The organism is Sphingomonas sp. BK345, from assembly GCF_014193845.1.
In the GTDB taxonomy this organism is placed as follows: Bacteria; Pseudomonadota; Alphaproteobacteria; order Sphingomonadales; family Sphingomonadaceae; genus Sphingomonas.
This window is the reverse complement of record NZ_JACHZX010000002.1, coordinates 62,622-88,014: the sequence shown is the minus strand read 5'-3', so window position 1 is coordinate 88,014 and position 25,393 is coordinate 62,622. Positions and strand designations below refer to the sequence as shown.

The window sequence follows — 25,393 nt, the reverse complement described above, 5'->3', positions numbered from 1 at the left end:
GTGCATCAGGCGTGGAGGAGCGTGGCGCGGTCGCCGGCGAAGGCGGCACGCGTGATGGTCTGCATCGCGGCAAGATCGAGGGGCCGCGGGTTGTTCTTGATCAGCCGCGCCGCGTTGAGCGAATATTCCGCGACATGGTCCTGCTGGTCGGCGCGCAATCCCAGATCGGCGAGCGAGCGCGGGATGGCGATCCGCTGGAACAGCGCGTCCACCGCGTCGATGAACGCCTGCGCGCGCTCCCCCGGCGTCGCACCCGCGATCCCGACGAGTTCGGCGAGCTCGGCGAAGCCGTCGGCGCAGGCGGGACGGTTGAACTGCATGACATAGGGCAGCAGCGTCGCCACGCCCTGCCCGTGCGCGGTGTGCGTGAGGTTGCCGACCGGATATTGCAGCGCGTGCGCCGCGGCGGTCCCCGCGGTGCCGAAGGCGCAGCCCGCCGCAAGCGCGGCGAGCATGACGCCCTCGCGCGCCTCGATGTCGCTGCCATCGACGACGGCGCGCTCGAGGTAGCGGAACACGTTGGTCACCGCGAGCTTGGCGAAATGGTCGGAAAGCACGTTCTTGCCGACGAAGACGTGCTGCTCGGTCAGCATTGCGTCGATCGGGCGCGCCAGCGTGGTATAGGCCTCCACCGCGTGGGTCAGCGCGTCCGCTCCCGAGAAAGCGGTGAGCGCGGGCGGACAGGTAACGGTCAGCTCGGGGTCGCAGATCGCCACCTGCGCGATCAGGTGCGGGCTGGCGATGCCGACCTTGGCGCCGCGCTCCTCGTCCGCGACCACCGCTACCGGGGTCGCCTCCGAGCCGGTGCCGGAGGTGGTCGGCACCGCCACCAGCGGCATCACCGGGCCGGGCACCGCGAACTCGCCGTAGTAATCGCGCACGCTGCCGCCATGGGTGAGCAGCACCGCCGCCACCTTGGCGAGGTCGAGCGAGCTGCCGCCGCCGACGCCGATTACGACGTCGGGGTCGAAGCCGCTGGCGACGGAGACGCACGCGTCGATCGAGCGCAGCGGCAAGTCGGGCACGGTGCCGTCAAACACGCGCGTCTCCACCCCGTGCGCGGCGAGGTCGGCGAGCATCGCGGCGAACTCAGGCTGTGCGGCCTGGCGCTCGTCGGTGCAGAGCAACGCGCGGGTGCCGAGCCGCGCGGTCGCCGAGCCGAGCGCGGCACGCTGCCCGCGCCCGAACAGGATGGAGCGCGGCAGGCGCGCCGCACCGAACAGGGCGGGCGCGGTCGGGTCGGACGTCATCGAAGTGTCTCCAGAAGTCATGCCGCGGCGACCTCGTCGGCGGTGGCGAGCCGCCGCGACGCGTCGATCCGCAGGAAGAGAAGAGCCGCGATCGCGCACAGCACCGCGAGCACCATGAAGGCGGGGAACCAGCCGCTGACGGTGACGATATAGCCGGTCACCGCGGCGGCGATCGCCGCGCCGAGGTTGCCGAGCGTGTTCATTACCGCGGAGACCGAGCCGGCGAACTCGCCGCCGATGTCGAGCGTCACCGCCCAGGACACGCCGACGGTCAGCTCGAGCCCGAATACGGCGACGCAGAAGCAAATGATGCTCGCGATCGGCGCATCGATCGCGGCGGCGAGCGGCATCATGACCGCGGCGGTGACGAAGCCAATCACCGCGACGACGCGCCGCGCCATCTTGAGCCCGGCACCGCGCTTGACCAGCAGGTCCGAGGTCCAGCCGCCGGCGAGATCGCCCACCACACCCGCCATCAGCGGCAGGCTCGCGAAGAGCCCCATTACCGCGAGATCGTAGCCGCGCGCGTCGTGCAGGTATTTCGGGAACCAGGTCAGGAAGATGTTGATGCAGTAGGCATAGCAGAAATACATCGCCGACAGCGTCCACAGCTGTGGTTGGCGCAGCAGCCGACGCCACGGCACCTTGGCGCGCGCCGGGCCAGTGCCGAGCGCGCCCTCGATCAACGCGCGCTCGGTCGCGTTGACGCGGCGATGCTCGCGCGGCGTGTCGCGGTAATAGACGAACCAGCAGAACGCCCAGATCAGCCCGACGCCGGCGAACAGCAGGAACGGCATGCGCCAGCCGAAATCGACGATCAGCAGCGCCACGAACACCGGGGTCACCGCGCCGCCCAGCCGCGCACCGGCGTGAGTGAGCCCCTGCGCCCAGCCGCGCTCGGCGGGCAGCATCCAGCGCGACAGCGAGCGCGTTGCAATCGGGAAGGCCCCCGCCTCGCCGAGGCCGAACAGAAAGCGGCATACCATCATCGAGCCCGCCGACCAGGTCAGCGCGGTCGCGGCGGTGAAGGTCGACCACCACACCACCACCCCGGTAAGCGCGCGTCGCGGCCCGAAGCGGTCGCCAAGCCAGCCGCCGGGGATCTGGAACAGCGCGTAGGCGAACTGGAAGGCGGCGAAGATCCAGCCCATCGTGACGAGCGAGAAGCCATATTCCTTCTGGATCGACGGCGCCGCGGTCGCGATCACCACGCGGTCCATGTAGGTGATCAGATAGGCCAGCACGGTGAGCCACAACACCGCGTGGCGCACCCGCGTCGGGCGCAGCGTGCCCTCGCCCACTGCCGGTACGGGCTCCGCCAGCGCGCTCGCGGGGGTCACGGCTTGGCCGTGCCGCAGGCGTCGGCGGCGCGGCCAACGCAGGTCTGCCAGATCGTCGGCACCTTGCGCCCGGCGACATAGACCGCGTTGATCGAGCGCGTGTTACGGATGTCGCGCGTCGGGTCGCGATCGAGCACGAGCAGGTCGGCCCATTTGCCCGGCTCCAACAGGCCGCTCTCGTTCTCGCGCAGGAAGCTGGCGTTGGTGCCGGTCGCGGCGGTGAGCGCCTGGAGCGGGGTGAGCCCCGCCTTGACCATCAGCTCCAGCTCCCAATGCGCGAAATAGCCGGGGAAGCGAGCGGTCGGCCCGCTGTCGGTCCCCATGCCGTAGCGCACTCCGGCTTTCACTTCGGCGGCGAGGCTCGCCATCGCGTTGCGCAGCACGGGCGGATATTTCGGGAACAGCGGCGAGGCGGCGAGCTTCCGCTGGCGCTCCTGGCTCTTCAGCGTGGCGATCGTCGATGGCGCGACCCCGCGCGAGAAGAAGGGCTCGTCGACGAAGGGGAGCAGCGTGTAGGTGAAGCTCGCCTCGCGGCTGAGCGTCGAGGCGAGCTGCCACGTGCCGCGCCGCTTCATCGCGGCCGTCAGCGCCGGGTCGGCCACTCGGTCGCGCACCTGGTGCATGAAGACGTCGACGCCCTCGCGCGTCAGCTCCGCGGCGTTGTCGTAGTAGAAGATGTGCGCCGCCGCCTTCTTGTCCGCGGCGTGGGCGGCGTCGATCACCGCTTTGCTCACCTCGTACGGCATGCGCTTGGCGACGGTGCCGAACTCGTCGTCCATCCACAATTTGACGAAATCGTCGCCCTTGGCGGTCTCGCGCTGGACCATCGCGGTCGCCTCGGCCGGGGTGGCGACCGACTGCTCGAGCCCCGGCACACCGCCGTAGCTGCCCTTGTAGACCACACCGCGACCCGCCGTGTAGGCGCGCGCCCGGTCGATCCGGCCGGCGCGGCGCTGGTCGGCGATAACCTGGTGGATCAGGTCGCCGTCGGTGCCGAGCGTGTAGACCGAGGTGACGCCGTAGGCCGCGTACAGTTTGAGCTGCGCCTCGACGTTGGCGCGGTCGTAATATTTGGGGAAGCTCTGATCGACGCCGTCGACCAGGCCGAGATGGACGTGGCTGTCGATCAGGCCCGGCATCAGGAACTTGCCGCGCAGGTCCTCGACCGTAGCATCGCTCAGCCTGGGCCGTGCGGCGGAGGCGCCGACCCAGGTGATGCGGCCGTCGGTCATCACCAGGGCCTGGTCAGGGCGCGCCGCGCTGCCGGTGCCGTCGAACAGCGTGACATGGTCGAGTACCACCGTCTCCGCTGCGGCCCCGCCGCCGAGACACAGCGCCGCCAACGCGGCACCGACGCGGATCATCGCCCGCGCGCGACCTGGGCGAAACCGCCGCATCGCACTCCCCTCCATGTCATATCCTATATGATCTGACTAGGTAGGGGCTGGGGGACTGTCAAGCGTCGGGACGTACCGCCAGTCGAATGTTGTCAGGTGTTTGGCGTACCCTCCGCGAGCACGTCATCCATCCGCTGCTGCGAGCATAGGAGATGGTGGCGCACCGCCTGCTCGGCCGCGGCGGGATCGTGCGCCACCAACGCGTCGATGATGGCGCGATGCTCGCGCGCGGCCTCGTGCGGCGCGTTGGTGGCGTAGAGCGCGCGGAAGATGTGGAGGTGCGCGTGCAGCCGCTCGATCGTGTCCGCGATCAGGCGGTTGCCGCTGGCGGTCGCGATCAGCCGATGGAGCGCGGCATCGGCCTCGGCGAAGCGCGAATAGGCGCGCGCGTCCCCGTCCGCCACGCCCGACATGTCGCGATCGATCGCGCGCAAGGTCGCGATCGCTGCGTCGGTCATCGCCTCGGCGGCACGGGCGGCGGCGTAGGGCTCGATCAGCTGGCGCAGCGTGTAGAGATCGCGCACCTCTTGCCGCGTCATTTGCGGGCTGGCGCGGTAGCCGACGTTCGGCATCTTGTAGACCAACTTCTCCGCCTCGAGCTGGCTCATCGCCTCGCGCACCGGCGTCTGCGAGATGCCGAGCTGACGCGCGACGGTGTCGATCGCGATCCGCTCGCCCGGCGCAATCCTGAGGCTCATCAGCATGTCGAGCAGATGGTCATACGCGCGTTCCACCATCGTCGGCCCGGGCGCAGGCCGCGCGGCGCGGGATGGGATGGGAACGGAGCTCTTCGTGTCGATCTGCCGCAAGTGAGGTACGCCGGTCCGAGAGGGAAACGGCCTCAATCCTATAGGTTTTATACGATGAAGGTAAGTAGCGGCGGACGGCGACCCGCGCGCCTGAGGCACGCGGGCCGCCGGTCAGGTCAGAAGCTGAAGCGGACGCCCAGCCGGTAGGTCCGCCCGAGGACGTCGTACAGCGCCGGATTGACGAAAGACGGCGACTTGGCGGGATCGCGGTTGAAGAGGTTGTCCACCTTGGCATAGGCGGTGACTGCCTCGGTGATGTTGTACGTCCCGCCGACGTCCATGTAGAAGGCGCCGGGCATGAAGTTCTGGTCGATGGTGGGATGTTGCCTGGTCGACTCCGGGCAAGTGCCGGGCGCGCAGACGACATATTGGTTGCCGAGCGTGCCGTCGCTAAACCAGCGCTCCTGCACCAGCAGCGAGAAGTCGTCACCCTCGTAGGTCTGCACCGCCAGCCACTTCCAATCGGGCGTGTTGCCGTTGTTCACGCCCGCGGTGTCGTTGGGGATCTGGCCGGCAAGCCCGGTGTCGGTGACGAACTTGCTGATGTGCGTCGCCAGCGCGCGCACGGTGAGCCGCCCGGGCAGGCCCAACGGCCGCTGCCAGCGGTAGCTCGCCTCGATGTCGAAGCCCGAGGTGTCGATCGACGCCAGGTTGAAGGCCTGAACGTTGATGAAGTTCGGCCCCGCCTGGTTGTTGAGATTGAAGGCGCTGCACGTCTCGGGGAGGATGTTGCGATAGCACAGATCGACGATGTCGCCCGCCCCCAGGCTCGAGATGACGTCGGTGATCTTGAGCTTGTACCAGTCGAACGACAGGCTCAGGCCCGGCGCCCAGCTCGACCCGGAGAAGGAGATGCCCGCGGTGGTGTTGCGCGCGATCTCCGGCGTCAGGGCAGGGTTGCCAATCGTGTTCTGGATCGCGAGCACGTTGACGTTGCGGAACGGGTCGAAGAAGTTCGGCTGCGTCGTCGTCACCGGCGCGGCAAACAGCTCCGACAGATTCGGGGCGCGCACGTCGCGCGAGGTCACGCCGCGCAAGCGGAAGCCGTCGATCGGCAGGTCCCAGGTACCGCCGACCTTCCACGCCCAGACCGTGCCCGAGGTGCTGTAGTCGGTGACTCGCGCCGCGCCGTTGACGCTGGCGCGACCTACCGAGTCGCCGTTGAGCAGCGGTACGTCGACCTCGACGAACGCCTCCTTCACGCTATAGGCGCCGGTGCCGTTCTTGTAATTGCCGGCATACCAGTTGTTGCCCGCGGGCAATTGGACCGGATCGAACGGGTAGATCGAGTCGTACGGCTGGTTCTCGATACCCGCGCCATAAGGATCCGCGGTCACCTTGTAGAACTCGTGGCGGAACTCGCCGCCGAACGCGACCGACACCGGCCCCGCCCAGGAACTGAACGGCGACCCCGAGAAGTTGAGGCTGGCGACATCCTGCGTCTGGCGCGTGCGCTGGCGCGGGCCGTTGGCGGGCATGACGTAGTCGAGCGCCTGCTGCGACGGGTTGCCGCCGAAGACGTTGAGCGGCTGACAGCCCGCGGCGCGCGCAACCGGGTTGGCGCAGACGATCGCGCCGTCGAGCGTCGTGGCGTTGATCGCGTTGTTGTAGCGGTTGGTGAGCAGGATGTTGTCGACGTCGATCTTGGTACGGTTGGTGCCGTGCTCGACGTAGATGTCGTAGCTCCAGTCCGATCCGAACACCGGCTGGCGCCCCTTGGCGCCGACCACGAAGCGGTACTGGCGCCGATCGGTATGGACCTGGGTGTTGCCGAGCGCGGCGTTGCTGGTGCCGAACTGGAAGCTCGTGATCCCCGCGGTGGCGCAGGCCGCCTTGACCTGCGCGGGAACATAGGGATTGGCGCACTGGATCGTCAGCGCCGGGCGGTTCTGTCCGCCCACCGGCTGGTTGTTGGTCTTCACCTGCGCGATGTTCGAGGTGACGTAGATCTCGTTGTCGGGCGCGAAGTCGAAGCCGATCCGACCGTAGCTGTTGATGCGCTCCAGCCCCGACAGCAGCGAGCGCCCCGCGTCGACGTTGCCCGACAGATCACCGCCCTGGCAGAAACCGGCGAAACAGCCGATTACTGCTCCCGACGATGTCCGCGACGGCACGCCGTTCGAGCCGTACTGGAACTGGAACGGGCTGCCCGACTGGTCGAAGGCGATGCCCTGCAGCGGCCCAGCGGTGATCAGGCCGTATTTGGCGAAGGTGATCGACTGGGCATAGTCGCGCAACACGTACTGCGGCGAGCCATCGTTGGTGACGTTGCGGTTGACCAGCGTCGTCTGCTTGAACCAGTCGCGCCCGCCGGCCAGCCCGATGCCGAACTCGCCGCCGCCGACACCCTCGTCGCGCGCATATTCGGTGCTGCCGACGATGTGGAGCCGATCATCGAGCAGGCTGGTGCCCGCGGCGAGTTGGACGAGCACCTGCTCGTTGTCGCCATAGTCGGTGATGCCGCCTTGGACGTTGCCCTTCACGCCCTTGAAGCGTGTGTCGGTGATGAAGTTGACCACGCCGCCGACCGCGTCCGAACCGTAGGACGCGGAGGCGCCGCCGTTGACCACGTCGACTCGCTTGATCAGGAGCTGTGGGAACTGGCTGACGTCGGGCACGCCGGTGACGTTGGCGCCGACGACGCGCTGGCCGTCGATCAGCGTCAGCGTGCGGATCGCGCCCACGCCGCGCAGCGAGAAGGAGCTCAGCCCCTGCGCGCCGCTCGAGGTGCTGAAGGTGTTGACGCTGGTGCCGCTCGAGCCCTGTAGCGACGGCAGCTGCGCGATGGTGGTGAAGACGTTGGGCTGCGCGTTGGCCGCGATCGCACCGGAATCGATCACCGTCGTCGGCGTCGGCGCGGTGAAGCCGCCCGTGGTGATGCGCGATCCGGTGACGATGATGTCCTGCGCGGCGGCATCGCGCGCGCCCGCGCCGTCCTGCTCGGATCGCGCGGTGGAGCCGGCGGTGGTGTCGAGCTGCGGGGGCACCTCGGGCGGCGTCATCGCGGCGCCCGCTTCCTGCCCGGCGGGTGCCGACTGCGCCCAGGCGGCCGCCGGCAGCGCGATCGCGGTGACCAGCGCGGCGAAGGCCACGCCGCCCCGCATACCGGCGCGGCGTGCGCTAATGGTGGCTCTCATCATCGTCCCCTCCTCCAAGAGTTTGTATCGTTGATCTGTGATCGGCAGCAATGTGCGGCAGCCGGCTCCGCCATGAGCCGCACTCCTTCGCTTCGCCGTGATGAAAGTCGGCGCTTGTGACAAGTCATCGTTCCAGCGATCATCGATGACCCCGGTCCGGCGCTCGCCCGCGCTTCGTACCAGAAACTTCTCACATCGCTGCGGCGATGGTGCGTCACCCTCCTCCTCTCACACGCTCTCCCGTCGTTGGCGAACATACCTCTTCGATCGGCGGATCGAGTCGGCCACTAGCCTTGGACGGTAACGTTACCATCGAAGCGTAATCATGCTTCCTTTCGTGTCAACACTCTCTCGTGAATAAAAACTGTCAGCGGCTATTCGGTTGCTCAGCGCCGGCGACCCTTCGCCGCGAACAGATTAGGGCTCAAGAATCAACAGGTAAGATCGGGTCTGCCACTACCGATCGCGGAACAGCAATGGCGCCATCTGGTACAGGCTGCGGCGCCAGGACAGGAATTCGTGTCCGGTATCGGGCGACACGTAGAAGACGCTGTTGAGCCCTGCCCGCTTCAGCGCCTCGGCGTTGGCGCGCGGGTCGGTGCTCGGCCGTCCCGGCCCGCCGCGGGTGCGCCCGTCCTCGAGCTCGCGGCTGCCGTAGCTGACGAAGGTGAGCCGCACCTTGTCCTTGTAGCCCGGCGCCGCGGCGACGTCCTCGGGCGCGATGGTCCCGCCGCTCAGCAACCCGATCGCGCCGAACGTGTCGAGGTTCTTGGGCGCGATCAGCTTGGTCTCGAACCCGCCCATCGACAGTCCCGCCATCGCGCGATGCGGCGCATCGGCCTGCGTGCGATAGTGACGGTCGACATAGGGGATCAGCTCGTCGATCAGCACGCTGCGGAACGGCGTGATGTCGAAGCTGGCGAGTCCGCCCGGGCTGCCCGGCCGGACATCGTTGGTCATGCCATAGGTCATGACGATCAGGAACGGTCGCGCTTTGCCCGCGGCGATCAGATTGTCCATGATGAGGTTGGCGTGGCCCTGGTTGGACCAGGCGGTCTCGTCCTCGCCCCAGCCGTGCTGGAGATACAGCACCGGATAGCGCTTGCCATCCGCGGCGTCATAGCCGGGCGGCGTGTAGACGAAGGCGCGGCGATGCGTGCGCGTGCTCGGCGAGGCGAACAGGATCTGCTCGACGCGGCCGTGCGGCACGTCCTTCACCGCGTAGAAGTCGGCGTCGCGCGCCGGGATCTCGATCCCGCTCTCCCAGCGGGTCGAGCCATAGAAGTTGAGCGTGCCGGGATCGTTGAAGGTGCCGCCGTCGACGGTGAGGTGGTAGTAATGGAAGCCCTCGTCGAGCGGCCCCTCCGATGTGCCCGTCCAGCTGCCGTCCGCCGCCTTCGTCAGGACGGTGCCGCCGCGCCCGCCGAGGCCGAGACTGACTCGCACCGCCTTCGCGTCGGGCGCGGTGACGCGGAAGCGGACGTAGCCTTGCGAGTTGACCTGCGGATAGGCCTGGCCGGGCTGGTTGAGCGATGACGGTTTGAAATCCTCGGCGATCGCCGCGGAAGGTGCTGGCGGTGTCGTCTGCGCGCGCGCCGGCGCGGCGGCGATGAGGCACGCGATCATGGTGGCACGAGCTAGTCTCATCGCCCCTCTCCTCTCCCGGTTCGCGATGCTCTACACGGCTCGACGAATCCTATCTGATATGTTCTACAGCATTCCGGAAGGGGTGCAAGCGGTCGCGAGATTGGCCGGCGACGCATACGGCGCCCCGCTTCTTCATCCGCTGCCGGAGGAGGACGCGCTCCTTGTTATGGTAGCGGTAACTCGTACGATGCACTTGAACAAAAAGGGAGAGGCGAGATGCGGCGAGTCATTGGGCGGCTGGGCACAGCTGCCGCCGCGCTGCTGGCGATCACCGGTGTCACCGCCTCGGCGCAGGTCGCCCGCTTCGAGCGGTTCACCTACCAGGGACGCTCGCAGGAGCACGCGCCGCTGTCCGCCGGCCAGTACCGTAACCCCATCGTCAGCGGCTACTATCCAGACCCGTCGGTCACGCGCGTCGGGGACGATTACTACCTCGTCAACTCGTCGTTCGCGCACTTTCCCGGATTGCCCGTGTTCCACTCGAAGAACCTGGTGGACTGGACTCAGATCGGCAACGCGATCGACCGGCCGGACCAGCTCGACTTCACCGGTCGGCGCGTCTCGGAGGCGGTGTTCGCGCCGGACATCTCCTACCATGCCGGCGTCTTCTACATCGCCAACACCTGCGTTGCCTGCGGCGGCAACTTCATCATCACCGCGCGCGATCCCGCCGGCCCCTGGTCCAAGCCGATCTGGCTGCCGTTCGAGGGCATCGACCCGTCGATCTTCTGGGAGGGCGATCGCGCCTACATCATCAACAATCGCGCACCGAACGAGCCGCCACGCTACGACGGCCACCGCGCGCTGTGGGTGCAGGAGTATGACTGGCGCGCCGGCAAGATGGTCGGGGAGAGCACGCAGCTCGTCAACGGCGGGGTCGACCTCGCCACCAAGCCGGTGTGGATCGAAGGGCCGCACCTGCTGAAGAAGGACGGCCTCTATTATATCACCGCGGCGGAGGGCGGCACCGGCGACAACCACTCGCAGGTGGTGTTCCGCTCGAACGCGCTGCGCGGACCGTTCATACCCTATGCCGGCAATCCGATCCTGACCCAGCGCGACCTGCCCGCCGACCGCGCGCATCCGGTCACCTCGGCGGGACACGCCAAGCTGGTGCAGACGCAGAACGGCGACTGGTGGGCGACCTTCCTGGCGACGCGCCCCTACGCCGACGGTCATTACAACATCGGCCGCGAGACCTTCCTGCTGCCGGTGACGTGGCGTGCCGGCTGGCCGCACATCCTGGAGCGCGGCCGCGCGATCCCCTTCACCGCGGCGCGGCCCCGGCTTCCCGCCGGCCCCGCTCCCGCGCTGCCGACCAGCGGCGACTTCGGCTATGTCGACGAGTTCGACGGCGGCACACTCGGCATGCAGTGGATCGGCATCCGCACGCCGCGTCTGCCTTTCTACCGGGTCGCCGGGGGTGCGCTCGAGCTGAGCGCCGCCGCCCGATTCGGCGACCTGAGCGGGACGCCCGCCTTCCTCGGCCGGCGCCAGCAGCACCATGTCGCCACGGTATCGACGGTGCTGCGCTTCACCCCCGAGCGCGACGGCGCGCGCGCGGGGCTGGCGGCGGTGCAGAACGACCGCTCGTTGCTCGAGTTCGCGGTTACGCGCCTCGGCGGCAAGACGGTGGTGGCGCTGTACACGCGTGACTTGGCCGACAGCGACACTTTGATCGCCTCCGCGCCGGTCGACGCCGCCGGTGCGGTGACGCTGACGATCCGCGCCGACGGCGGGACGATGGCGTTCGACTATGCGACCGGCGGCGCGCGACGAACGCTGACCGAGCGGCTCGACACGACCTTCCTGAGCACGCAGCGTGCCGGCGGCTTCGTCGGCACCGTGGTCGGCCCGTTCGTCGAGGCGCCGTGAGAGAGAGCTGGTGACGGCATGTCGCGCAGTGCTCCCGCGGAAGCGCTAATTGCGTACGCGGCGGCGACACGTCGAACGAGAGCCGATCGAGCTCCTCCCCTTAAAGGGAGGGTTTGGAGTGAGGCCGCACCGGCGGCGCTCCGCTCGCAGAGGCGCTCCCCGGCCACTCCCCCGAAGGAAAGTGGTGCCTCCTGGCCGCGCCGCACCGCCCTATCCGCGTCGCAACTCCGGACCGCGCAGCCGCAGCACCTCGCCCGCGCCCAGTCGTGCGGTGACGTGGCCCGCCCCGACTCGCACCGTCACCGACCCCGCCGCCTCCGAGGTGACCGCGACACGCTCGACCGCCCCCGCGCGCCAGGTCAGATCGACCTGCCGTGCGCCGCGCGCGCGCAGCCCGCGCACCGTCCCGCTCGGCCAGGCGCGCGGCAGCGCTGGCAGCAGCAGGATCTCGTCGCCGCGGCTCTGCATCAGCATCTCGGCGATCGCGCGCGCGCCGCCGAAATTGCCGTCGATCTGGAACGGCGGGTGCGAGTCGAACAGGTTGGGATAGGTCCGCTCGGGGCCGAGCAGATAGGCGAGGATGCGGTGCGCATGCTCGCCGTCGCGCAGCCGCGCCCACAAATTGGCGCGCCACGCGGTCGCCCAGCCGGTCGACTCGTCGCCGCGCATTTCGAGCGAGCGCCGCGCCGCCGCGGCGAGCGAGGGGGTGCGCTCGACGTCGATCTGGGTACTCGGGAACAGGCCGTACAGGTGCGAGACGTGACGGTGGTGCGGCTCGGGCGCGGCGGCGTCCCAGTCTTCCTGCCACTCCTGCAATTGGCCCTGCGCGCCGATCTTGTCCGGCGCGAGCCGAGTGCGCGCCGTGGCGAGCTCGCCCGCGAAGGCGGCGTCCTTGCCGAGCAGCGCCGCGGCGCGCGCGGTCTGGTCGAACAGGTCGCGCAGGATCTGCTGGTCCATGGCCGGCCCGGCGCAGATCGCGGCGCCGCGCGGGTGGACGTTCTCCGGCGAGAGCGACGGGCTGGTCACCAGCCGCCCGCTCGCCGCGTCGACCTGGAGCGTGTCGAGGAAGAACAGCGCCGCGCCCTGCATCAGCGGGTAGACCGAGCGCAGATAGTCGAGGTCGCGGCCGTAGTCGTAGCGGTCCCACAGATGCGTGCAGAGCCACGCGCCGCCGGTCGGCCACAGGCCATATTGCGCGCCGTCGATCGGGGCGGTGGCGCGCCAGCCGTCGGTATTGTGGTGCGCCACCCAGCCGCGCGCACCGTACATCGCGCGTGCGGTACGCTCGCCCGTCACCGCCAGCTCGCGCACCATCTGCACCAGCGGCGCGGTGCACTCGGCCAGCGCGGTCGCCTCCGCCGGCCAATAGTTCATCTCAGTGTTAATGTTGATCGTGTACTTCGAGCCCCACGGCGGCTTGACGCTCTCGTTCCACAAGCCCTGCAGATTGGCGGGCTGGCCGCCGGGGCGCGACGAGCAGATCAGCAGATAGCGGCCATAGTCGAAGTAGAGCTGCGCCAGTTCGGGGTCGTCGCCCTGCTGGCTGGCGCGCACGCGCTCGTCGGTCGGTCGGTCGGCCGCGGCGGTGCGGCCGAGGTCGAGCGTGACGCGACGAAACAGTAGGCGGTGATCGCGCGCGGCGTCGTCAGCGATACGCGCGAACGGTTTCGTCGCCGCGCGCGCGAGCTGCGCCGCGGCGATCGCACCGGCGTCGCCGCCGACATCGTCGAAGCGGCGGTAACTCGTCGCCAGCGCGACCAGGATGATCACCGCGGCGGCGCCGCGCACCATCAGACGCGCGTCGCCCGCGCTCACGGAGCCACCATGCGCCGATACCCCTAAGCGCGCCGCCAGCCGCGTGGCGCCCGCCACGCCATGCTCGTCGGGCGCACGCGCGTCGAGCGCGAGCGTGTCACCGGCGGCGGTCACCGCGCCGCGCTGTGGCGTGGTGAGCGCGACGTCGAGGTCGATCGCGCCGGCGCGATCGGCGCTGAGCTCGATCGCGATCACCTGATCGACCGGTGAGGCCAGCACGCGTCGGCGGTATCGCACCCCGCCGGCGGTGAAAGTGGTGGTGGCCAGCGCCGCGTCGAGATCGAGCTCGCGGTGATAGTCGCTCGTCGCGCCGAGGCCCGGCAGCTCCAGGATCAGGTCGCCGATCGGCTGATACGACATCTGGCTGAGCGGCTGCGCCATCACCTTGGCGTTGGCGAGCGCCTGCGCCTCGGCATAGCGCCCCGCGGCGATCAGCCGGCGCACCTCGGGCAGCGCCGCACCCGCCGCCGGATTCACCGGATCATACGGCCCCCCGCCCCACAGGCTGCTCTCGTTAAGCTGGAGTCGCTCGCGCGCGGTGCCGCCGAACACCATCGCCCCGAGCCGGCCGTTGCCCACTGGCAGTGCCTCGGTCCACACCGTCGCGGGCTGCCGGTACCAGAGTCGCTGCCGGTCGGCCCCTCCTTCCTCGCCGCGCGCGGGCAGCGCCGCGAGCGCCGCCGTTCCCGCTGCTGCGCCGAGCGCGTCCCGCCGCGTCACCCCGTCCCGCTGAGTCATGATCGCCCTCCCCCGCTCAGCCGCGCAACAGCCGCATCACCATGGCGCGGATCCGCCCGCCCTGCCCGCGCGCGAGCAGCCCGTGCTGCGCCTCGGGCAGATGCGCGAGCGGGTGGCCGTCGGGGCGGAACACATAATGGTCGAAGAAGGCGCGCCATGCCGCGCGCTCGCGCTCGGGCCGCTCGGCGATAGCCGCGACCGCGAGCAACATCGCGGTGTAGGGCGCGTCGGGGCCGGCCCCGACCGCGTCCCACCAATAGTTCACCAGCACGTTGACCGGGCTGAGCGCCTCGACCTGGTGCCACCACAGCTTGGGAAGGTAGAGCGCGTCGCCGGGTTCGAGCTCGACCGTGGCCGCGCGCGTCCGCGTGGCGGCGAAGCGCGGGTAGCGCGGGTCGCCCGGCGCCGCGCCGACGGCGAGCCCAACCGGCTGCCCCGCCATATTGTGATCGATCGGGCCGACGTAGAGGTCACCGATCGCGTCGGGCGGGAACAGCGTGAACCGGCGCCGCCCCGCGACGACGCAGGCGAGATTGTCCGAATTGTCGTGGTGGCACGCCACGGTTGAGGCGTGGCCGAGCCAGATGCGGGGGCGCGCGGCAGCCGGGAGCAGCGGCATGGCATTGTCTTCCGCGAACCCTGGCAGGTAAGCGGCGGTGGGGAGCGATCCGAGATAGAGCGTCGCCGCGCCGTCGACGCCCGCGGTGTCGATCATGCGCCGCAGCGCCGCACCCACGCCGATCGTCTCGCGCGCGAAGTTGAAGCCGTCGAGTGCGTCCTCGTAGTAATAGCGACCGCCGATCGCAGGCGCGCCAACGAAGGCCTCCGCCGACTTTCCCGCGTCCAGCGCGACCACATAGTCGAGCAGCGCCGCGGGCGACCGGCCCGCCGCCCGTCTGACCGGCCAGTCGGCGCACAGCCCGCGCACCACGAACGGCTCGCACGCCGCGACAAGCTCACCGAAGCGGTCCGGCGCGCCGACCTCGGCGGACCTGTAATTCGCGACGGTAGCGCTCACGCGCCCACCAGCCGCTCGTTGCGCCGGTGCGCGAGCAGCGCGATCTGCGCGAGCGAGTTGACGAGCGTGCAAGCGTGATGAAGATGGCCGGCGCGAAACAGAACCAGCACCGTCGCGTCGTCGAGCTCCGCCAGCGCGTCGCGACTGACGGTGTACAGACCATCGAGGTGCAGCCGCTCGCCATCATCGAACGAGAGCGAGACGTCGATCGGCTCGATTAAGCGCGCGCCGAGCAACGCCGCCATCAGCGCCTCGCTCTCGGCCAACCCGGTATGGAGCAGCCCGAGCGCGCGCTGGACGCGGCGAAGATGCGCGGAGGGCGCCCTCTCCGCGTCGAACAGCGCCAGCTCTCCCTCCTCCGCGGCGAAGCGGGCATGGTCGAGGTCGATCGCGATGTCCTGCTCGACGGTGAAGAACCCCTCACGTTCGAGATCGAGCGGCATGATGCCGTCCATCGCGCCGCCGGCGTCCGTGACGAGGTTCTCGCCCGGCACCAGGCCGAGCAGCGCGCCGGCGTAGAAACGGCCGGTCTCGGGATGTTTGGTGAGCACGATCGGGCAGCGCGTCGCCACCTTGGCGAACTCGCTCGGCACGACCTGGACGAAATGACGTCCCGCGGCGCTGGCTCGGCGCATCGCGAGCGCGGCATGTCGCTCGCTCGCCAACAGCTCCCACACCGCCATGCCCCCTCCTCCTCGCCGGGCGCTCGCCTCGGCTCGCGCGAAGGATCAGCGGGCGCACGACCAGCGTCAAGTCGTTAGCGCTAAACTGATCCTATATGATCACTTGCCAGATCAGATTGGGCGGATATGTTAGCGCTACATCGAAGTGACAGCCGGGCCAGTCGAGTCGGGCGCACGCGATGATCGATCACGCCGGTGCCGCCGGTACAGAGGAGGAGAGGGGCCATGAGAGAGCCTGAGAGCGTACGTCCTGTCGGTCGCGGCGGACGCGCCACCACCCGTCGCACCCTGATCGCCGCGTGCAGCGGTGCCGCGCTCACCGCCGCGCTGATCGCGCCGGCGCCCGCGATGGCGCAGCAGGCCGACTCCGGCAGCGTGCAGAACAGCCAGGCGCAGCCCTCCGCGGGCGTGCAGCCGGCGGTCCCCTCCACCGCCAACACCACCAGCGCCAGCGAGGCAGGCCGCCCGCAGGACGAGGCCACCGCGCCCGACACCAACGGTGCCAACACCGCCGGCGACCAGGCTGGGCTGGACGGCGACACGACCCGCGACATCATCGTCACCGGCCTGCGCGGCTCGCTCCAGCGCAACCTCGACATCAAGCGCACCGCCACCGGCGTGGTCGACGCGATCTCGGCCGAGGACATCGGCAAATTTCCCGACACCAACGTCGCGGCGTCGCTCCAGCGCCTGCCCGGCGTGTCGATCCAGCGCTCGGGCACGCGCGGCGAGGCGACCGGCATCACCGTCCGCGGCTTCGGCGGCGACTTCAACACTACGCTGTACGACGGCCGCCGCATCTCGACCGGCACCGGCAACCGCCAGATCGACTTCTCGACCGTCGGCTCGGACTTCATCGGCCAGCTCAGCGTGCTGAAGACGCCCGACGTCACGCTGGCGTCGAGCTCGATCGGCGCCACCGTCGACATCCAGTTTCCCAAGCCGTTCGACCACCCCGGCCTGCGCGTCGCGGCGAGCGCGGCGGGATCGCTCCAGGACCGTTCGGGCAAGATCGTCCCGACCGCGGGCGTGCTCGTCAGCAACACCTTCGCCGGTGACACGCTGGGCGTGCTGGCCGACGTGATCTACACGCGGCGCGACACCAAGACCAACCGCGTCTCGGTCTCGGGTTGGGCCGGCGGCTTCTACGCGCCGTGCCAGCTGCAGGGCAGCACCGCCGCGAGCTGCGCGCCGACGAGCAACGCGGGCGCCGACGCGGCGCAGCGCCAGACCGTGGTGGGCTGGTTCCCGCAGCAATATGTCATCGACCAGCAGAACACCAAGGACGAGCGCGTCGACGCCCGCCTGGCGCTGCAATGGCATCCGTCCGAGGACGTGATGGTCACGCTCGACGACAATTTCTCGCGCCAGGAGATCGTCACGCGCTCCTCGGCGCTGGGTGTCTGGTTCAACCAGGGCGCGCTGCGCAACGTCGAGCTCGACGACAACGGCACCGCGATCGACTTTACCCAAGCGGGGTCGCCGACCGACTTCACCGCCGCGCTCAATACGCAGGTCCTGCGCACCAACCAGATCGGCGGCAACGTCAAATGGGACGTCAGCGAGAATTTCACGCTGGAGGGTGACCTTTCCTACGCAAAGAGCTGGCTCAACCCCGACGACGACACGATCGGCAGCCAGAACGGCGACATCGGCTACGGCGGCAATCTCGCCAACAACACCGGACTCCAGATCAACGGCAAGAGCACCAACAGCTTCCCGTCGCTCACGGTTGTCGGGCCGAACGGCAATGCCGCGGCGTTCGCCGATCCGACGCTGATCGGCTCGCATGTCACGGTCAACCAGACCCAGCAGAACACCGACGAGCTCAAGCAGGCGCGCTTCACCGCGACGTGGAAGCAGGACGACCTGACCATCCGCGCCGGCGGTCAGTACGTCGACGATCAGTTCCGCCTGTCGAACAAGAGCACCTTCACCAACAATTTCTGGCAGGCCTATTCGGGGTACGGCACGCCATCGGGCCAGGGCAGCGGGATCGCGCCGCTGCCGGCCTCGCTCTACCAGGGCAGCGTCTCGCTCGGGCGCAACTTCATCCCGGGCTTCAAGGGCTCGCTCCCGCCGTCGCTGATCGTGTTCAGCCCGGCCGCCTATCAGCAGTTCCTCAGCGGCCTCGGCAACCCGCAGATGCAGAACATCCCCGGCTTCAACTATGCAGCGGCTAGCACCACCGGACTGAGCGGCTTCACCGGCAGCTTCGATCAGCTGGTCGATCCCAACAGCCTCCAGAACATCAATGAGAAGACCTGGTCGCTCTACCTCAACGTCGCCTACACCGCGGACATCGCCGGCATGCCGTTCCACTTCGCGGCCGGCGTGCGTAACGAGAACACGCACCTGACCTCGACTGGCCAGGGGCGCCTCCCCGTCTCGATCTCGACCAGCGCCGCCGATCCGACGCTGCTGAGCGTGGCGTTCGGCGAGGTCTCGCCGATCAGCGCGAAAAGCAACTATTCGTACCTGCTCCCCACCGTCGACATGCGGCTCGAGGTCACGCCCGAGCTCCAGCTGCGCTTCGACGCGTCGCGCACGCTCACCCGACCGGGGCTCTCCACGCTCAACCCGGTGCTCGCGGTCGGCATCGGGCAGCGCGTCGGCGCGCTCACCGCCAGCGGCGGCAACCCCGCGCTGCAACCCTATCTCGCGGACAATTTCGACGTCGCCGCGGAATGGTATTACAAGCGCAACTCCTATCTTTCGGTCGACTTCTTCCTGAAGAACGTCAGCAACTTCATCGTGCAGGGCGTGACGCGCCAGGCGATCAACGGCGTGGTCGACCCGACCACCGGCAACGCCGCCAACTTCGCGGTCTCGCAGCAGGTCAACGGCCCTGACGCAACCGTGCGCGGCGTCGAGCTGGCATGGCAGCAGGTGTTCGGCGACACCGGCTTCGGCTTCCAGGCCAACGCCACGCTGGTCGACACCAACAAGCCGTACGATCAGACCGACATCTCGCAGACCGGCTTCGCGGTGACCGGCCTGGCGAACTCCGCCAATTTCGTCGGCTTCTATGACAAGAACGGCTTCCAGTTCCGCGCCGCGCTCAACTGGCGCGACGAGTATCTGCTGCAATTCGGGCAGAACCAGAATACCAGCCAGTTCGGCGCCGAGCCGACGTTCGTCAACTCGAGCCTCCAGCTCGATCTCTCGACCAGCTATGACATCAGCAAGACCTTCAGCGTCTTCGCCGCGGCGGAGAACCTGAACAACAACCAGCAGAGCACGCACGGCCGCTTCAGCAACCAGCTGCTCGACGTGTTCGATTATGGGCGCCGCTTCATCGTCGGCGGCCACGTCCGCTTCTGACCCGTCAACGACTCGGCCGTGGTGGCAGCACCGCGGCCGACGCGCTAAGGCCCGGTGCGACGGACGAAGGATGACAGGGCCGATGACGGAACGGGATGCGACGCGCGCGGTCGAGCTGCGCGTCATCGACGAGCGGCTGCACGAATGGGGACTGCCGCGCTACCAGACGGAGATGGCGGCGGGGATCGACCTGCACGCCTGCATCGACACGCCGCTGACGCTCCAGCCGCAGGCGCCCGCGGTGCTGATCCCCTCGGGCATCGCGCTGCTGATGAACGACCCCTATATGGCGGCGGTGCTGCTCGCCCGATCCGGTCTGGGCCATAAGAAGGGCCTGATCCTCGGCCAATCGGTGGGGTTGATCGACGCCGATTACGCCGACCAGATCTACATCAGCGCGTGGCTGCGCACCCCGCCGGGCTCCGCCCCGCTGGTGATCGAGCCGGGCGACCGGGTCGCTCAGCTCGTCTTCGTGCCGATCCTCCGGCCAGCGCTGCGCGTGGTGGAAGCCTTCTCGTCCGAGACGGGCCGTGGCCTTGGCGGATTCGGCTCGACCGGTTACGGTAGCGCCGCCACGCGGTCGCCCGCGAGCAAGTGAAGGGAGACCGGACGGACTTGTCGATGATCGATGGCGACTCGTGCCAGCGCCGCGCTCGCGACCTCGTCCGGCCGAGCGGCCTCACGATCGTGGCTCCGCCGCACTGTGAAATGACCGACCGGTGATCGTCGCGCTCGCGCTGCTGCTCCAGGGCTCTCCGCTCGCGCCGCCGACCGACTGGAGCGCGCTCCAGCAGGTGCCGCTGCTGCGCCGCTGGGAGCCGGGCGAGCAGGTCACCGCTTTTGTCCGCGACGAGGTGCGCGCGGGGCGCTGCGCGACGCCTGACACCAGGCGGATCACGGTCGATCTCGTCGTCTTCCTGGGTGCCGAGGGCGAGGTTCGCCGAATCGTGCCGCGCGCGATCGACTGCCCGACGGTGGAGCAATATGCCTCCGGGCTGACGCTGCGCGCGATGCGCGGCAACGTCGCCGAGGTGCCCGCCGCCGGTTGGTACCGCAGTTCGATCACCTTCGAGTGGCCGTGATGCTCAGCGCCGACGAACTCGCGCGCTACGCGCGCCATATCGTGTTGCCCGAGGTCGGCGGCGCCGGGCAGCTGCGGCTGCGGCGCGCGCGCGTGGTCGTCATCGGCGCCGGCGGGATCGGCTCGCCGGTGCTCCACTATCTCGGCGCCGCGGGCGTGGGGGGACTCGACGTGATCGACGACGACCGCGTCGACGCCAGCAACCTCCAGCGCCAGACGCTCTACACCACCGCCGATCTGGGCCAGGCCAAAGCCGAGGCGGCCGCGGCGGCGGTGGCGCGGCTCAACCCGCACGTGGCCGTGCGGCCGCTGGTGTCGCGCATCGACATCGCCAACGCCGCGACGCTGCTCGACGGTGCCGACGCGGTGATCGACGGAAGCGACAATTTCGACACGCGGCTCGCCGTCGCCGACGCGGCGCTGGCGCTGCGCGTTCCCTTGATCTCCGCCGCGGTCGGCCGGTTCGAGGGACAGATCGGCGTGTTCCGCGGCTGGGAGCCCGACCGGCCCTGCTATCGCTGCTTCGTCGGCGGTGCGCCGCAGCGCGACGGTCTCACCTGCGCCGAGGAAGGCGTGCTGGGACCGGTGACCGGGGTCGTGGGCAGCCTCGCCGCGCTCGAGGTGATCCGCCAGCTGGCGCCGTTCGGCGACGACAGCGCCGGCAAGCTGGTGCTGATCGACCTGCTCGCCCTGCGCTTCCGCACCTTGTCACTGCCCAAGGACCCGGGCTGCCCCTCCTGTGGAGCGGGCGCCGGCTGAGCGAGCGACGTCCGTGACGGTGAAGCGCGGTGCAGCGAACATGAGCCCGCCGCTGTACCGCGCTTCACCGCCGAAGCATTAGTTACCCCAAACGCTGCTGCGCGAAGGCGCGCACCGCCGGGCCGATGTCGTCGCGGGCGAGCGCCAGCGCGAGGTTCGCCATGATGAAGCCGGTCTTGTCGCCGCAGTCGAAGCGCTCGCCGTTGAAGGTGAAGCCGTGGAACGGCTGGCGGCCGATCAGCTTGGCCATGGCGTCGGTCAGCTGAATCTCGCCGCCGGCGCCCGTCTCCTTGGCGTCGAGGATCTGCATGACCTCGGGCTGGAGGATGTAGCGGCCCGGGATCATCAGGTTGGACGGGGCCGAGCCCGCGGCCGGCTTCTCGACCAGCGCGCTCACCTCGGTCAGCGCGCCGTCGCGCTGGCCCGGCGAGATGATGCCGTATTTGTTGGTCTCCTCCGGGGCGACCTCGAGCGCGCCGATGACGTTGCCGCCGACCTGCTGATAGGCGTCGACCATCTGCTTGAGGAAGTTGGGCGAGCCCACCATCAGCTCGTCCGGGAGCAGCACCGCGAACGGCTCGTCGCCGACGATCTCGCGCGCGCACCACACCGCGTGGCCGAGCCCGAGCGGCTCCTGCTGGCGAACATAAACCGGCGAACCCGGCTGCTGGCGGATCGTCTCGATCACCGCGAGGCTCTTGCCGCGGGCGCGCATCGTCGTCTCGAGCTCAAACGAGACGTCGAAATGGTCCTCCAGCGCGCCCTTGCCGCGCCCGGTGACGAAGATCAGCTGCTCGATGCCGGCCTCGAGCGCTTCCTCGACGGCATATTGGATCAGCGGCTTGTCGACGACCGTCAGCATCTCCTTCGGCATCGCCTTGGTCGCGGGGAGGAAGCGCGTCCCCAGTCCGGCGACGGGGAAGATGGCCTTACGCACGGGCTTGATGGTCATTCGGTCCTCCTGATGGCGCCGGCTGTTTACCGGCCGCCTTGGTTCGCGGCAAACCGTTAGCGCGCGTGTAACGACGCCGCGAGCCGATTCGTGTTGCGCTGCACCAAATCCGGGCCCTATGGGACGCTCAAGCGCGGTTGCTCCGTGCCGGCGCCGCGCTTATGGCGACGCGCTTCCGCATCCCGTGCCGGCTGCCCGCGACCATGCTGTCCAAATTTCTTCGTTCCCCCCGCCCGGCCCCGGCCGCGAGTTTCTCCGCTGCGTCCGGAGAGCGGCTGTATGCCATCGGCGACGTTCACGGCTGCCGCGACGAGCTGGAACGGCTGCTGGCGCTGATCGACGCCGATGACGCCGCCCAGGGTCCGGCCGAGACGTCGCTGATCTTCCTCGGCGATCTGGTCGACCGCGGACCTGATTCCGCCGGGGTGGTAGCACGGCTGCTCGAGCTCGCGCGGGAGCGCCCGGCCACGCGTTTCCTCAAGGGCAACCACGAGGAAGTGTTCCTGCTCGCGCTGGGCGGTGATCGCGAGGCGTTGCGACTGTTCTGCCGCGTCGGCGGCCGCGAGACGCTGATGAGCTACGGCCTGTCGCGGGAGGATTACGACGCGCTCGACTATGACGAATTGATGGAGCGGCTGCCCGACCTGGTGCCGGCGGCGCATCGCGACTTCCTCGACTCCTTCGAGGATCTCGTGATCTCCGGCGATTACGCCTTCGTCCACGCCGGGATCCGGCCCGAGGTCCCGATCGAGGAGCAGGTGCCCGCCGACCTGCGCTGGATCCGCGGCAGTTTCCTCGACTACCGCCGCCCGCATCCCAAGATGATCGTCCACGGCCACACCATCACCGACGACATCGACCGGCGCCCCAATCGCATCGGCATCGACACCGGCGCCTATGCCAGCGGGAAGCTCAGCGCGCTGGGGCTCGACGGCACAGACACGTGGACACTGCAAACCTGATCTCCAGCGTGGCGGATATACCATAGGATCGCCATAAACGCGCACCTCCCCCCTTGCTTTTCGTCTTCGCCTCGGTAAGTGACAGGCGGAATGCAAAGGGAGTTTGACATGCGTCTTGCCAAGTACATGCTCGCCGCTGCCGCCGCCACGATGGCGGTTGCTCCGGCGGTTGCCGCTCCGGCCAACCCGGCAGCGAGCCTGTCGGTCGCCAAGTCGGCGCGCGCCGGCTCGGCCTCGGCGAAGAAGAGCGACGTCGCTGGCGGCGGCATCATCGTCGCGGTCCTGGCGGCCGCTGCGGTTGTCGCGGGCATCGTCGTCGTCGCTGACGAGGACGACAGCGCGGACAGCAACTGAGCTGACCCAGCTCCCTCGGGAGTAAGAGATAGCGGCCTTTGGGCCGCTATTTTTTTGCCTGCTTTCCACATGCTTCCCCGCCGTCCTGCCATGACTCGGCCGCGATCAGGTACATACTGGCGCGCCTAGAGATCACGCCGATGCGGGCGGTTAAGATGATCGGTGCGCAGCGGGATGCGCAGCCTTGCCGGCCGTGATCTCGCGCTTGTACCGGGCAAAGGGCTGAGCGCCCCACCACATAACCGACCGAGCGCCACTCCGGAGGTCGAACGAGAAAGGGCGACCTCTCGGCCGCCCCCTACCCGTCTCTTCTCGTGACCGTCGACGCGCTCAGCGACCGCCGGGTGCCCCGCCCGGCATGCCGGGCATGCCGCCGCCAGGCATGCCGCCCATCATCTGCTGCTGCATCTGCAGCTGACGCAGCGTCGCCTCGGGAATGAAGTCCTGCAGTTCGACGTCGAAGACCAGCGTCGAGTTTGGCGGGATCGGTCCCGTGGAGCGCTCGCCATAGCCCAGCTCCGGCTTGATCCACAGGCGATACTTGCCGCCCTTGTGCATCAGCTTGAGCCCCTCGGAGAAGCCCGGCACCACGCCCGAGACCGGCAGCGGCGTCGGCTGCTGCGACTTGTCGAAGACCGTGCCGTCGAGCAACCGGCCCTCGTAGTTCACCAGCGTCACGTCGGCGTTGGTCGGGCTCGGCCCCTTGGCGTCGCCAGCCTTGAGCACCTTGTAGCGCAGCCCCGAGGGGGTCGTAATGATCCCGGTATCGCCCGCGCGCGCCAGCGCGACGCCGGCGACGAGCGCGATCAGCAGGCCGGCGACCAGCCACAGCACATAGGCGCGCTTGACCGGCTGAAGCGGGACGGCGGTGACGGTTGACATCGGTTCAGGACACCCCGGTTGCGCCGCCACCGGCGGCGATCACGTACGGCAGGCAGATACGTCAGCATCGGGCGGACGACGAGCGCCCATCACTGATCCCCGCGCCCGAGAACGCGGGGGCTGCCGCTTACCGTGCGCCGTCGCGCTCGGCGCGCTTGCGCTCCAGCTTGCGCGCACGACGAACCGCCGCGGCGCGCTCGCGCGCGCGCTTCTCCGACGGCTTCTCATAGTGGCGACGCAGCTTCATCTCGCGATACACACCCTCGCGCTGCAGCTTCTTCTTGAGCGCGCGGAGGGCCTGGTCGACGTTGTTGTCGCGAACGATGATCTGCATAAAACCGATAAACTCCGGATCAAACGGCTAAAGCGGCAGCGGACGAGGTCCGCGCCGAACACGCCGCCTCTAGCAGCATGGGTGCGCGCCCGCAAGCGCCGCTACTCAGCCAATCACCATCGGCGCGGGGATGACGCGGCGATGCTGCAGCGCGGGCACGCGCGCGCGCACCTCGCGCTGGATCTCGGGATCGATCTCGGCATAGCCGATCCCGGCGGCCTCGCCCATGTCGAGCAGCACCTCGCCCCAGGGATCGACCACCAGCGAGTGGCCGAAGGTGGCGCGCCCGTCCTCGTGAATCCCGCTCTGCGCCGCGGCGACGACATAGCACGCCGCCTCGATCGCGCGCGCGCGCAGCAGCACATGCCAGTGTGCTTCGCCGGTCGGCCGCGTGAACGAGGCGGGCACCGACAAGATCGCGGCGCCATTGTCCGACAGGGCGCGGTACAGGTCGGGGAAGCGCATGTCGTAGCAGATCGACAGGCCCATCCGTCCCAGCGGCGTCGCCGCCAGTACCGGCCGGTCGCCGGCCGCATAGGTCGCTGATTCGCGCCAGCTCTCACCGCTGGGCAGATCGACGTCGAAGAGGTGCATCTTGTCGTAACGGGCGCGGATGTTGCCCTGCGAATCGATGACGAAGCTGCGGTTGGCGTAGCGGGCGTCGTGGCGGCGCAGCGCGAGTGAGCCGAGTTGCACCCACACCCCCGCGCGCGTCGCTGCCTCGCGCACCGCGACCAGCACCTGGTCCTCACCCTCGCGCACGATCGACTGCGCCGCACGCGCGCGATCGCGGTCGAGCACGCCTGACATCTCGGGCGTGAACACCATCTCCGCGCCCTTCGCGCCCGCCTCCTCGATCGCCGCGGCCAGCGCCGCCGCGTTGCGCGCGGGGTCGATCCCGCTGGTGGTCTGGACAACCGCGATCCTGGTCAAACCTTACTCCTCGCCCGCTCTCCAAGAGCAACGCGGTTCGCCGCGCAAGTGTTGCACGCGCGACACAGGGAGCGGGTGAACGCGCTTTGTTGCAGCGGCGTCA

General features: G+C 69.1%; 20 protein-coding genes. 7 read left to right on the top strand and 13 right to left on the bottom strand.

The window, feature by feature from the left end; translation table 11 throughout:
• Positions 1-5: 5 nt before the first annotated feature.
• From FHY03_RS05580 to FHY03_RS05555, 6 genes are all read right to left on the bottom strand, one after another.
• Complete coding sequence (locus FHY03_RS05580) at positions 6-1,250, bottom strand: iron-containing alcohol dehydrogenase (protein ID WP_183920915.1); 1,245 nt, start codon at positions 1,248-1,250, stop codon at positions 6-8.
• A gap of 17 nt (positions 1,251-1,267) precedes the next feature.
• Positions 1,268-2,590, bottom strand: coding sequence for an MFS transporter (locus FHY03_RS05575; protein ID WP_183920916.1), 1,323 nt, complete (start codon positions 2,588-2,590; stop codon positions 1,268-1,270).
• Positions 2,587-3,987, bottom strand: a complete 1,401-nt coding sequence (locus FHY03_RS05570) for an amidohydrolase family protein (RefSeq protein WP_260158729.1) — start codon at positions 3,985-3,987, stop codon at positions 2,587-2,589. Before FHY03_RS05570 ends, FHY03_RS05575 begins: the two co-directional genes overlap by 4 nt.
• 92 nt (positions 3,988-4,079) lie before the next feature.
• Entirely contained in the window at positions 4,080-4,724 is a 645-nt protein-coding gene (locus FHY03_RS05565) for a GntR family transcriptional regulator (RefSeq protein ID WP_183920917.1), read from the bottom strand.
• Between the two features lie 188 nt (positions 4,725-4,912).
• Positions 4,913-7,933 carry a TonB-dependent siderophore receptor gene (locus FHY03_RS05560; RefSeq protein WP_183929370.1) on the bottom strand — a complete coding sequence of 1,007 codons (3,021 nt, stop codon included), beginning with the start codon at positions 7,931-7,933 and terminating at the stop codon, positions 4,913-4,915.
• Positions 7,934-8,389: 456 nt separating this feature from the next.
• Positions 8,390-9,580, bottom strand: coding sequence for an alpha/beta hydrolase-fold protein (locus FHY03_RS05555; RefSeq protein ID WP_183920919.1), 1,191 nt, complete (start codon positions 9,578-9,580; stop codon positions 8,390-8,392).
• Positions 9,581-9,796: 216 nt separating this feature from the next.
• Between FHY03_RS05555 and FHY03_RS05550 the strand changes: the two genes are divergently transcribed.
• Complete coding sequence (locus tag FHY03_RS05550) at positions 9,797-11,455, top strand: glycoside hydrolase family 43 protein (RefSeq protein WP_183929368.1); 1,659 nt, start codon at positions 9,797-9,799, stop codon at positions 11,453-11,455.
• A gap of 210 nt (positions 11,456-11,665) precedes the next feature.
• Here the strand turns inward: FHY03_RS05550 and FHY03_RS05545 are convergent, their stop codons facing one another.
• The 3 genes from FHY03_RS05545 to FHY03_RS05535 are packed head-to-tail and all read right to left on the bottom strand — an operon-like array spanning position 11,666 to position 15,709.
• Positions 11,666-14,008, bottom strand: coding sequence for a glycosyl hydrolase family 95 catalytic domain-containing protein (locus FHY03_RS05545; protein WP_183929366.1), 2,343 nt, complete (start codon positions 14,006-14,008; stop codon positions 11,666-11,668).
• Positions 14,009-14,024: 16 nt separating this feature from the next.
• Positions 14,025-15,026 carry a cupin-like domain-containing protein gene (locus tag FHY03_RS05540; protein WP_183929364.1) on the bottom strand — a complete coding sequence of 334 codons (1,002 nt, stop codon included), beginning with the start codon at positions 15,024-15,026 and terminating at the stop codon, positions 14,025-14,027.
• Positions 15,023-15,709 carry a SapC family protein gene (locus tag FHY03_RS05535; RefSeq protein WP_183929362.1) on the bottom strand — a complete coding sequence of 229 codons (687 nt, stop codon included), beginning with the start codon at positions 15,707-15,709 and terminating at the stop codon, positions 15,023-15,025. Before FHY03_RS05535 ends, FHY03_RS05540 begins: the two co-directional genes overlap by 4 nt.
• Positions 15,710-15,934: 225 nt before the next feature.
• On the opposite strand from FHY03_RS05535, the gene FHY03_RS05530 reads away from it, so the two are divergent.
• The 4 genes from FHY03_RS05530 to FHY03_RS05515 all read left to right on the top strand — a co-directional run bounded on the left by FHY03_RS05530 (position 15,935) and on the right by FHY03_RS05515 (position 20,873).
• Positions 15,935-19,033 (top strand): TonB-dependent receptor, encoded by a 3,099-nt coding sequence (locus tag FHY03_RS05530; protein ID WP_183929360.1) that lies wholly within the window; start codon positions 15,935-15,937, stop codon positions 19,031-19,033.
• 82 nt (positions 19,034-19,115) lie between these two features.
• Complete coding sequence (gene dut / locus FHY03_RS05525; RefSeq protein ID WP_183920925.1) at positions 19,116-19,631, top strand: dUTP diphosphatase; 516 nt, start codon at positions 19,116-19,118, stop codon at positions 19,629-19,631.
• 121 nt (positions 19,632-19,752) lie between these two features.
• On the top strand, positions 19,753-20,115 hold the full coding sequence (locus tag FHY03_RS05520; protein ID WP_311721315.1) for a hypothetical protein: 363 nt from the start codon (positions 19,753-19,755) through the stop codon (positions 20,113-20,115).
• Positions 20,112-20,873, top strand: coding sequence for a molybdopterin-synthase adenylyltransferase MoeB (locus FHY03_RS05515; protein ID WP_183921473.1), 762 nt, complete (start codon positions 20,112-20,114; stop codon positions 20,871-20,873). Before FHY03_RS05520 ends, FHY03_RS05515 begins: the two co-directional genes overlap by 4 nt.
• An 82-nt stretch (positions 20,874-20,955) precedes the next feature.
• Here the strand turns inward: FHY03_RS05515 and galU are convergent, their stop codons facing one another.
• Entirely contained in the window at positions 20,956-21,825 is an 870-nt protein-coding gene (galU, locus tag FHY03_RS05510; protein ID WP_183920926.1) for a UTP--glucose-1-phosphate uridylyltransferase GalU, read from the bottom strand.
• 161 nt (positions 21,826-21,986) lie between these two features.
• On the opposite strand from galU, the gene FHY03_RS05505 reads away from it, so the two are divergent.
• Both FHY03_RS05505 and FHY03_RS05500 read left to right on the top strand, forming a co-directional pair.
• Positions 21,987-22,787, top strand: coding sequence for a metallophosphoesterase family protein (locus FHY03_RS05505; protein WP_260158728.1), 801 nt, complete (start codon positions 21,987-21,989; stop codon positions 22,785-22,787).
• 108 nt (positions 22,788-22,895) lie between these two features.
• A complete protein-coding gene (locus FHY03_RS05500) occupies positions 22,896-23,141 on the top strand; it encodes a hypothetical protein (RefSeq protein WP_183920927.1) in 246 nt (81 codons plus the stop codon).
• Positions 23,142-23,471: 330 nt separating this feature from the next.
• On the opposite strand, the gene FHY03_RS05495 is transcribed toward FHY03_RS05500, so the two are convergent.
• The 3 genes from FHY03_RS05495 to FHY03_RS05485 all read right to left on the bottom strand — a co-directional run bounded on the left by FHY03_RS05495 (position 23,472) and on the right by FHY03_RS05485 (position 25,290).
• The gene (locus tag FHY03_RS05495; protein ID WP_183920928.1) at positions 23,472-24,023 is read right to left on the bottom strand and encodes an FKBP-type peptidyl-prolyl cis-trans isomerase; all 552 of its coding nucleotides are present in this window, start codon (positions 24,021-24,023) and stop codon (positions 23,472-23,474) included.
• Between the two features lie 127 nt (positions 24,024-24,150).
• The gene (gene rpsU / locus FHY03_RS05490; protein ID WP_007404630.1) at positions 24,151-24,357 is read right to left on the bottom strand and encodes a 30S ribosomal protein S21; all 207 of its coding nucleotides are present in this window, start codon (positions 24,355-24,357) and stop codon (positions 24,151-24,153) included.
• A gap of 105 nt (positions 24,358-24,462) precedes the next feature.
• Positions 24,463-25,290 carry a carbon-nitrogen hydrolase family protein gene (locus tag FHY03_RS05485; RefSeq protein ID WP_183920929.1) on the bottom strand — a complete coding sequence of 276 codons (828 nt, stop codon included), beginning with the start codon at positions 25,288-25,290 and terminating at the stop codon, positions 24,463-24,465.
• Positions 25,291-25,393: the final 103 nt, after the last annotated feature.

Excerpts from the sequence above, each read along its gene's own strand:
- FHY03_RS05530 (WP_183929360.1), top strand. The coding sequence starts at position 15,935 with ATGAGAGAGCCTGAGAGCGTACGTCCTGTCGGTCGCGGCGGACGCGCC.
- FHY03_RS05570 (WP_260158729.1), bottom strand. The coding sequence starts at position 3,987 with ATGCGGCGGTTTCGCCCAGGTCGCGCGCGGGCGATGATCCGCGTCGGT.
- FHY03_RS05505 (WP_260158728.1), top strand. The coding sequence starts at position 21,987 with ATGGCGACGCGCTTCCGCATCCCGTGCCGGCTGCCCGCGACCATGCTG.
- rpsU (WP_007404630.1), bottom strand. The coding sequence starts at position 24,357 with ATGCAGATCATCGTTCGCGACAACAACGTCGACCAGGCCCTCCGCGCG.
- FHY03_RS05555 (WP_183920919.1), bottom strand. The coding sequence starts at position 9,580 with ATGAGACTAGCTCGTGCCACCATGATCGCGTGCCTCATCGCCGCCGCG.
- FHY03_RS05545 (WP_183929366.1), bottom strand. The coding sequence starts at position 14,008 with ATGACTCAGCGGGACGGGGTGACGCGGCGGGACGCGCTCGGCGCAGCA.
- galU (WP_183920926.1), bottom strand. The coding sequence starts at position 21,825 with ATGACCATCAAGCCCGTGCGTAAGGCCATCTTCCCCGTCGCCGGACTG.
- FHY03_RS05535 (WP_183929362.1), bottom strand. The coding sequence starts at position 15,709 with ATGGCGGTGTGGGAGCTGTTGGCGAGCGAGCGACATGCCGCGCTCGCG.
- FHY03_RS05500 (WP_183920927.1), top strand. The coding sequence starts at position 22,896 with ATGCGTCTTGCCAAGTACATGCTCGCCGCTGCCGCCGCCACGATGGCG.
- dut (WP_183920925.1), top strand. The coding sequence starts at position 19,116 with ATGACGGAACGGGATGCGACGCGCGCGGTCGAGCTGCGCGTCATCGAC.
- FHY03_RS05560 (WP_183929370.1), bottom strand. The coding sequence starts at position 7,933 with ATGAGAGCCACCATTAGCGCACGCCGCGCCGGTATGCGGGGCGGCGTG.
- FHY03_RS05580 (WP_183920915.1), bottom strand. The coding sequence starts at position 1,250 with ATGACGTCCGACCCGACCGCGCCCGCCCTGTTCGGTGCGGCGCGCCTG.
- FHY03_RS05550 (WP_183929368.1), top strand. The coding sequence starts at position 9,797 with ATGCGGCGAGTCATTGGGCGGCTGGGCACAGCTGCCGCCGCGCTGCTG.
- FHY03_RS05495 (WP_183920928.1), bottom strand. The coding sequence starts at position 24,023 with ATGTCAACCGTCACCGCCGTCCCGCTTCAGCCGGTCAAGCGCGCCTAT.
- FHY03_RS05565 (WP_183920917.1), bottom strand. The coding sequence starts at position 4,724 with ATGGTGGAACGCGCGTATGACCATCTGCTCGACATGCTGATGAGCCTC.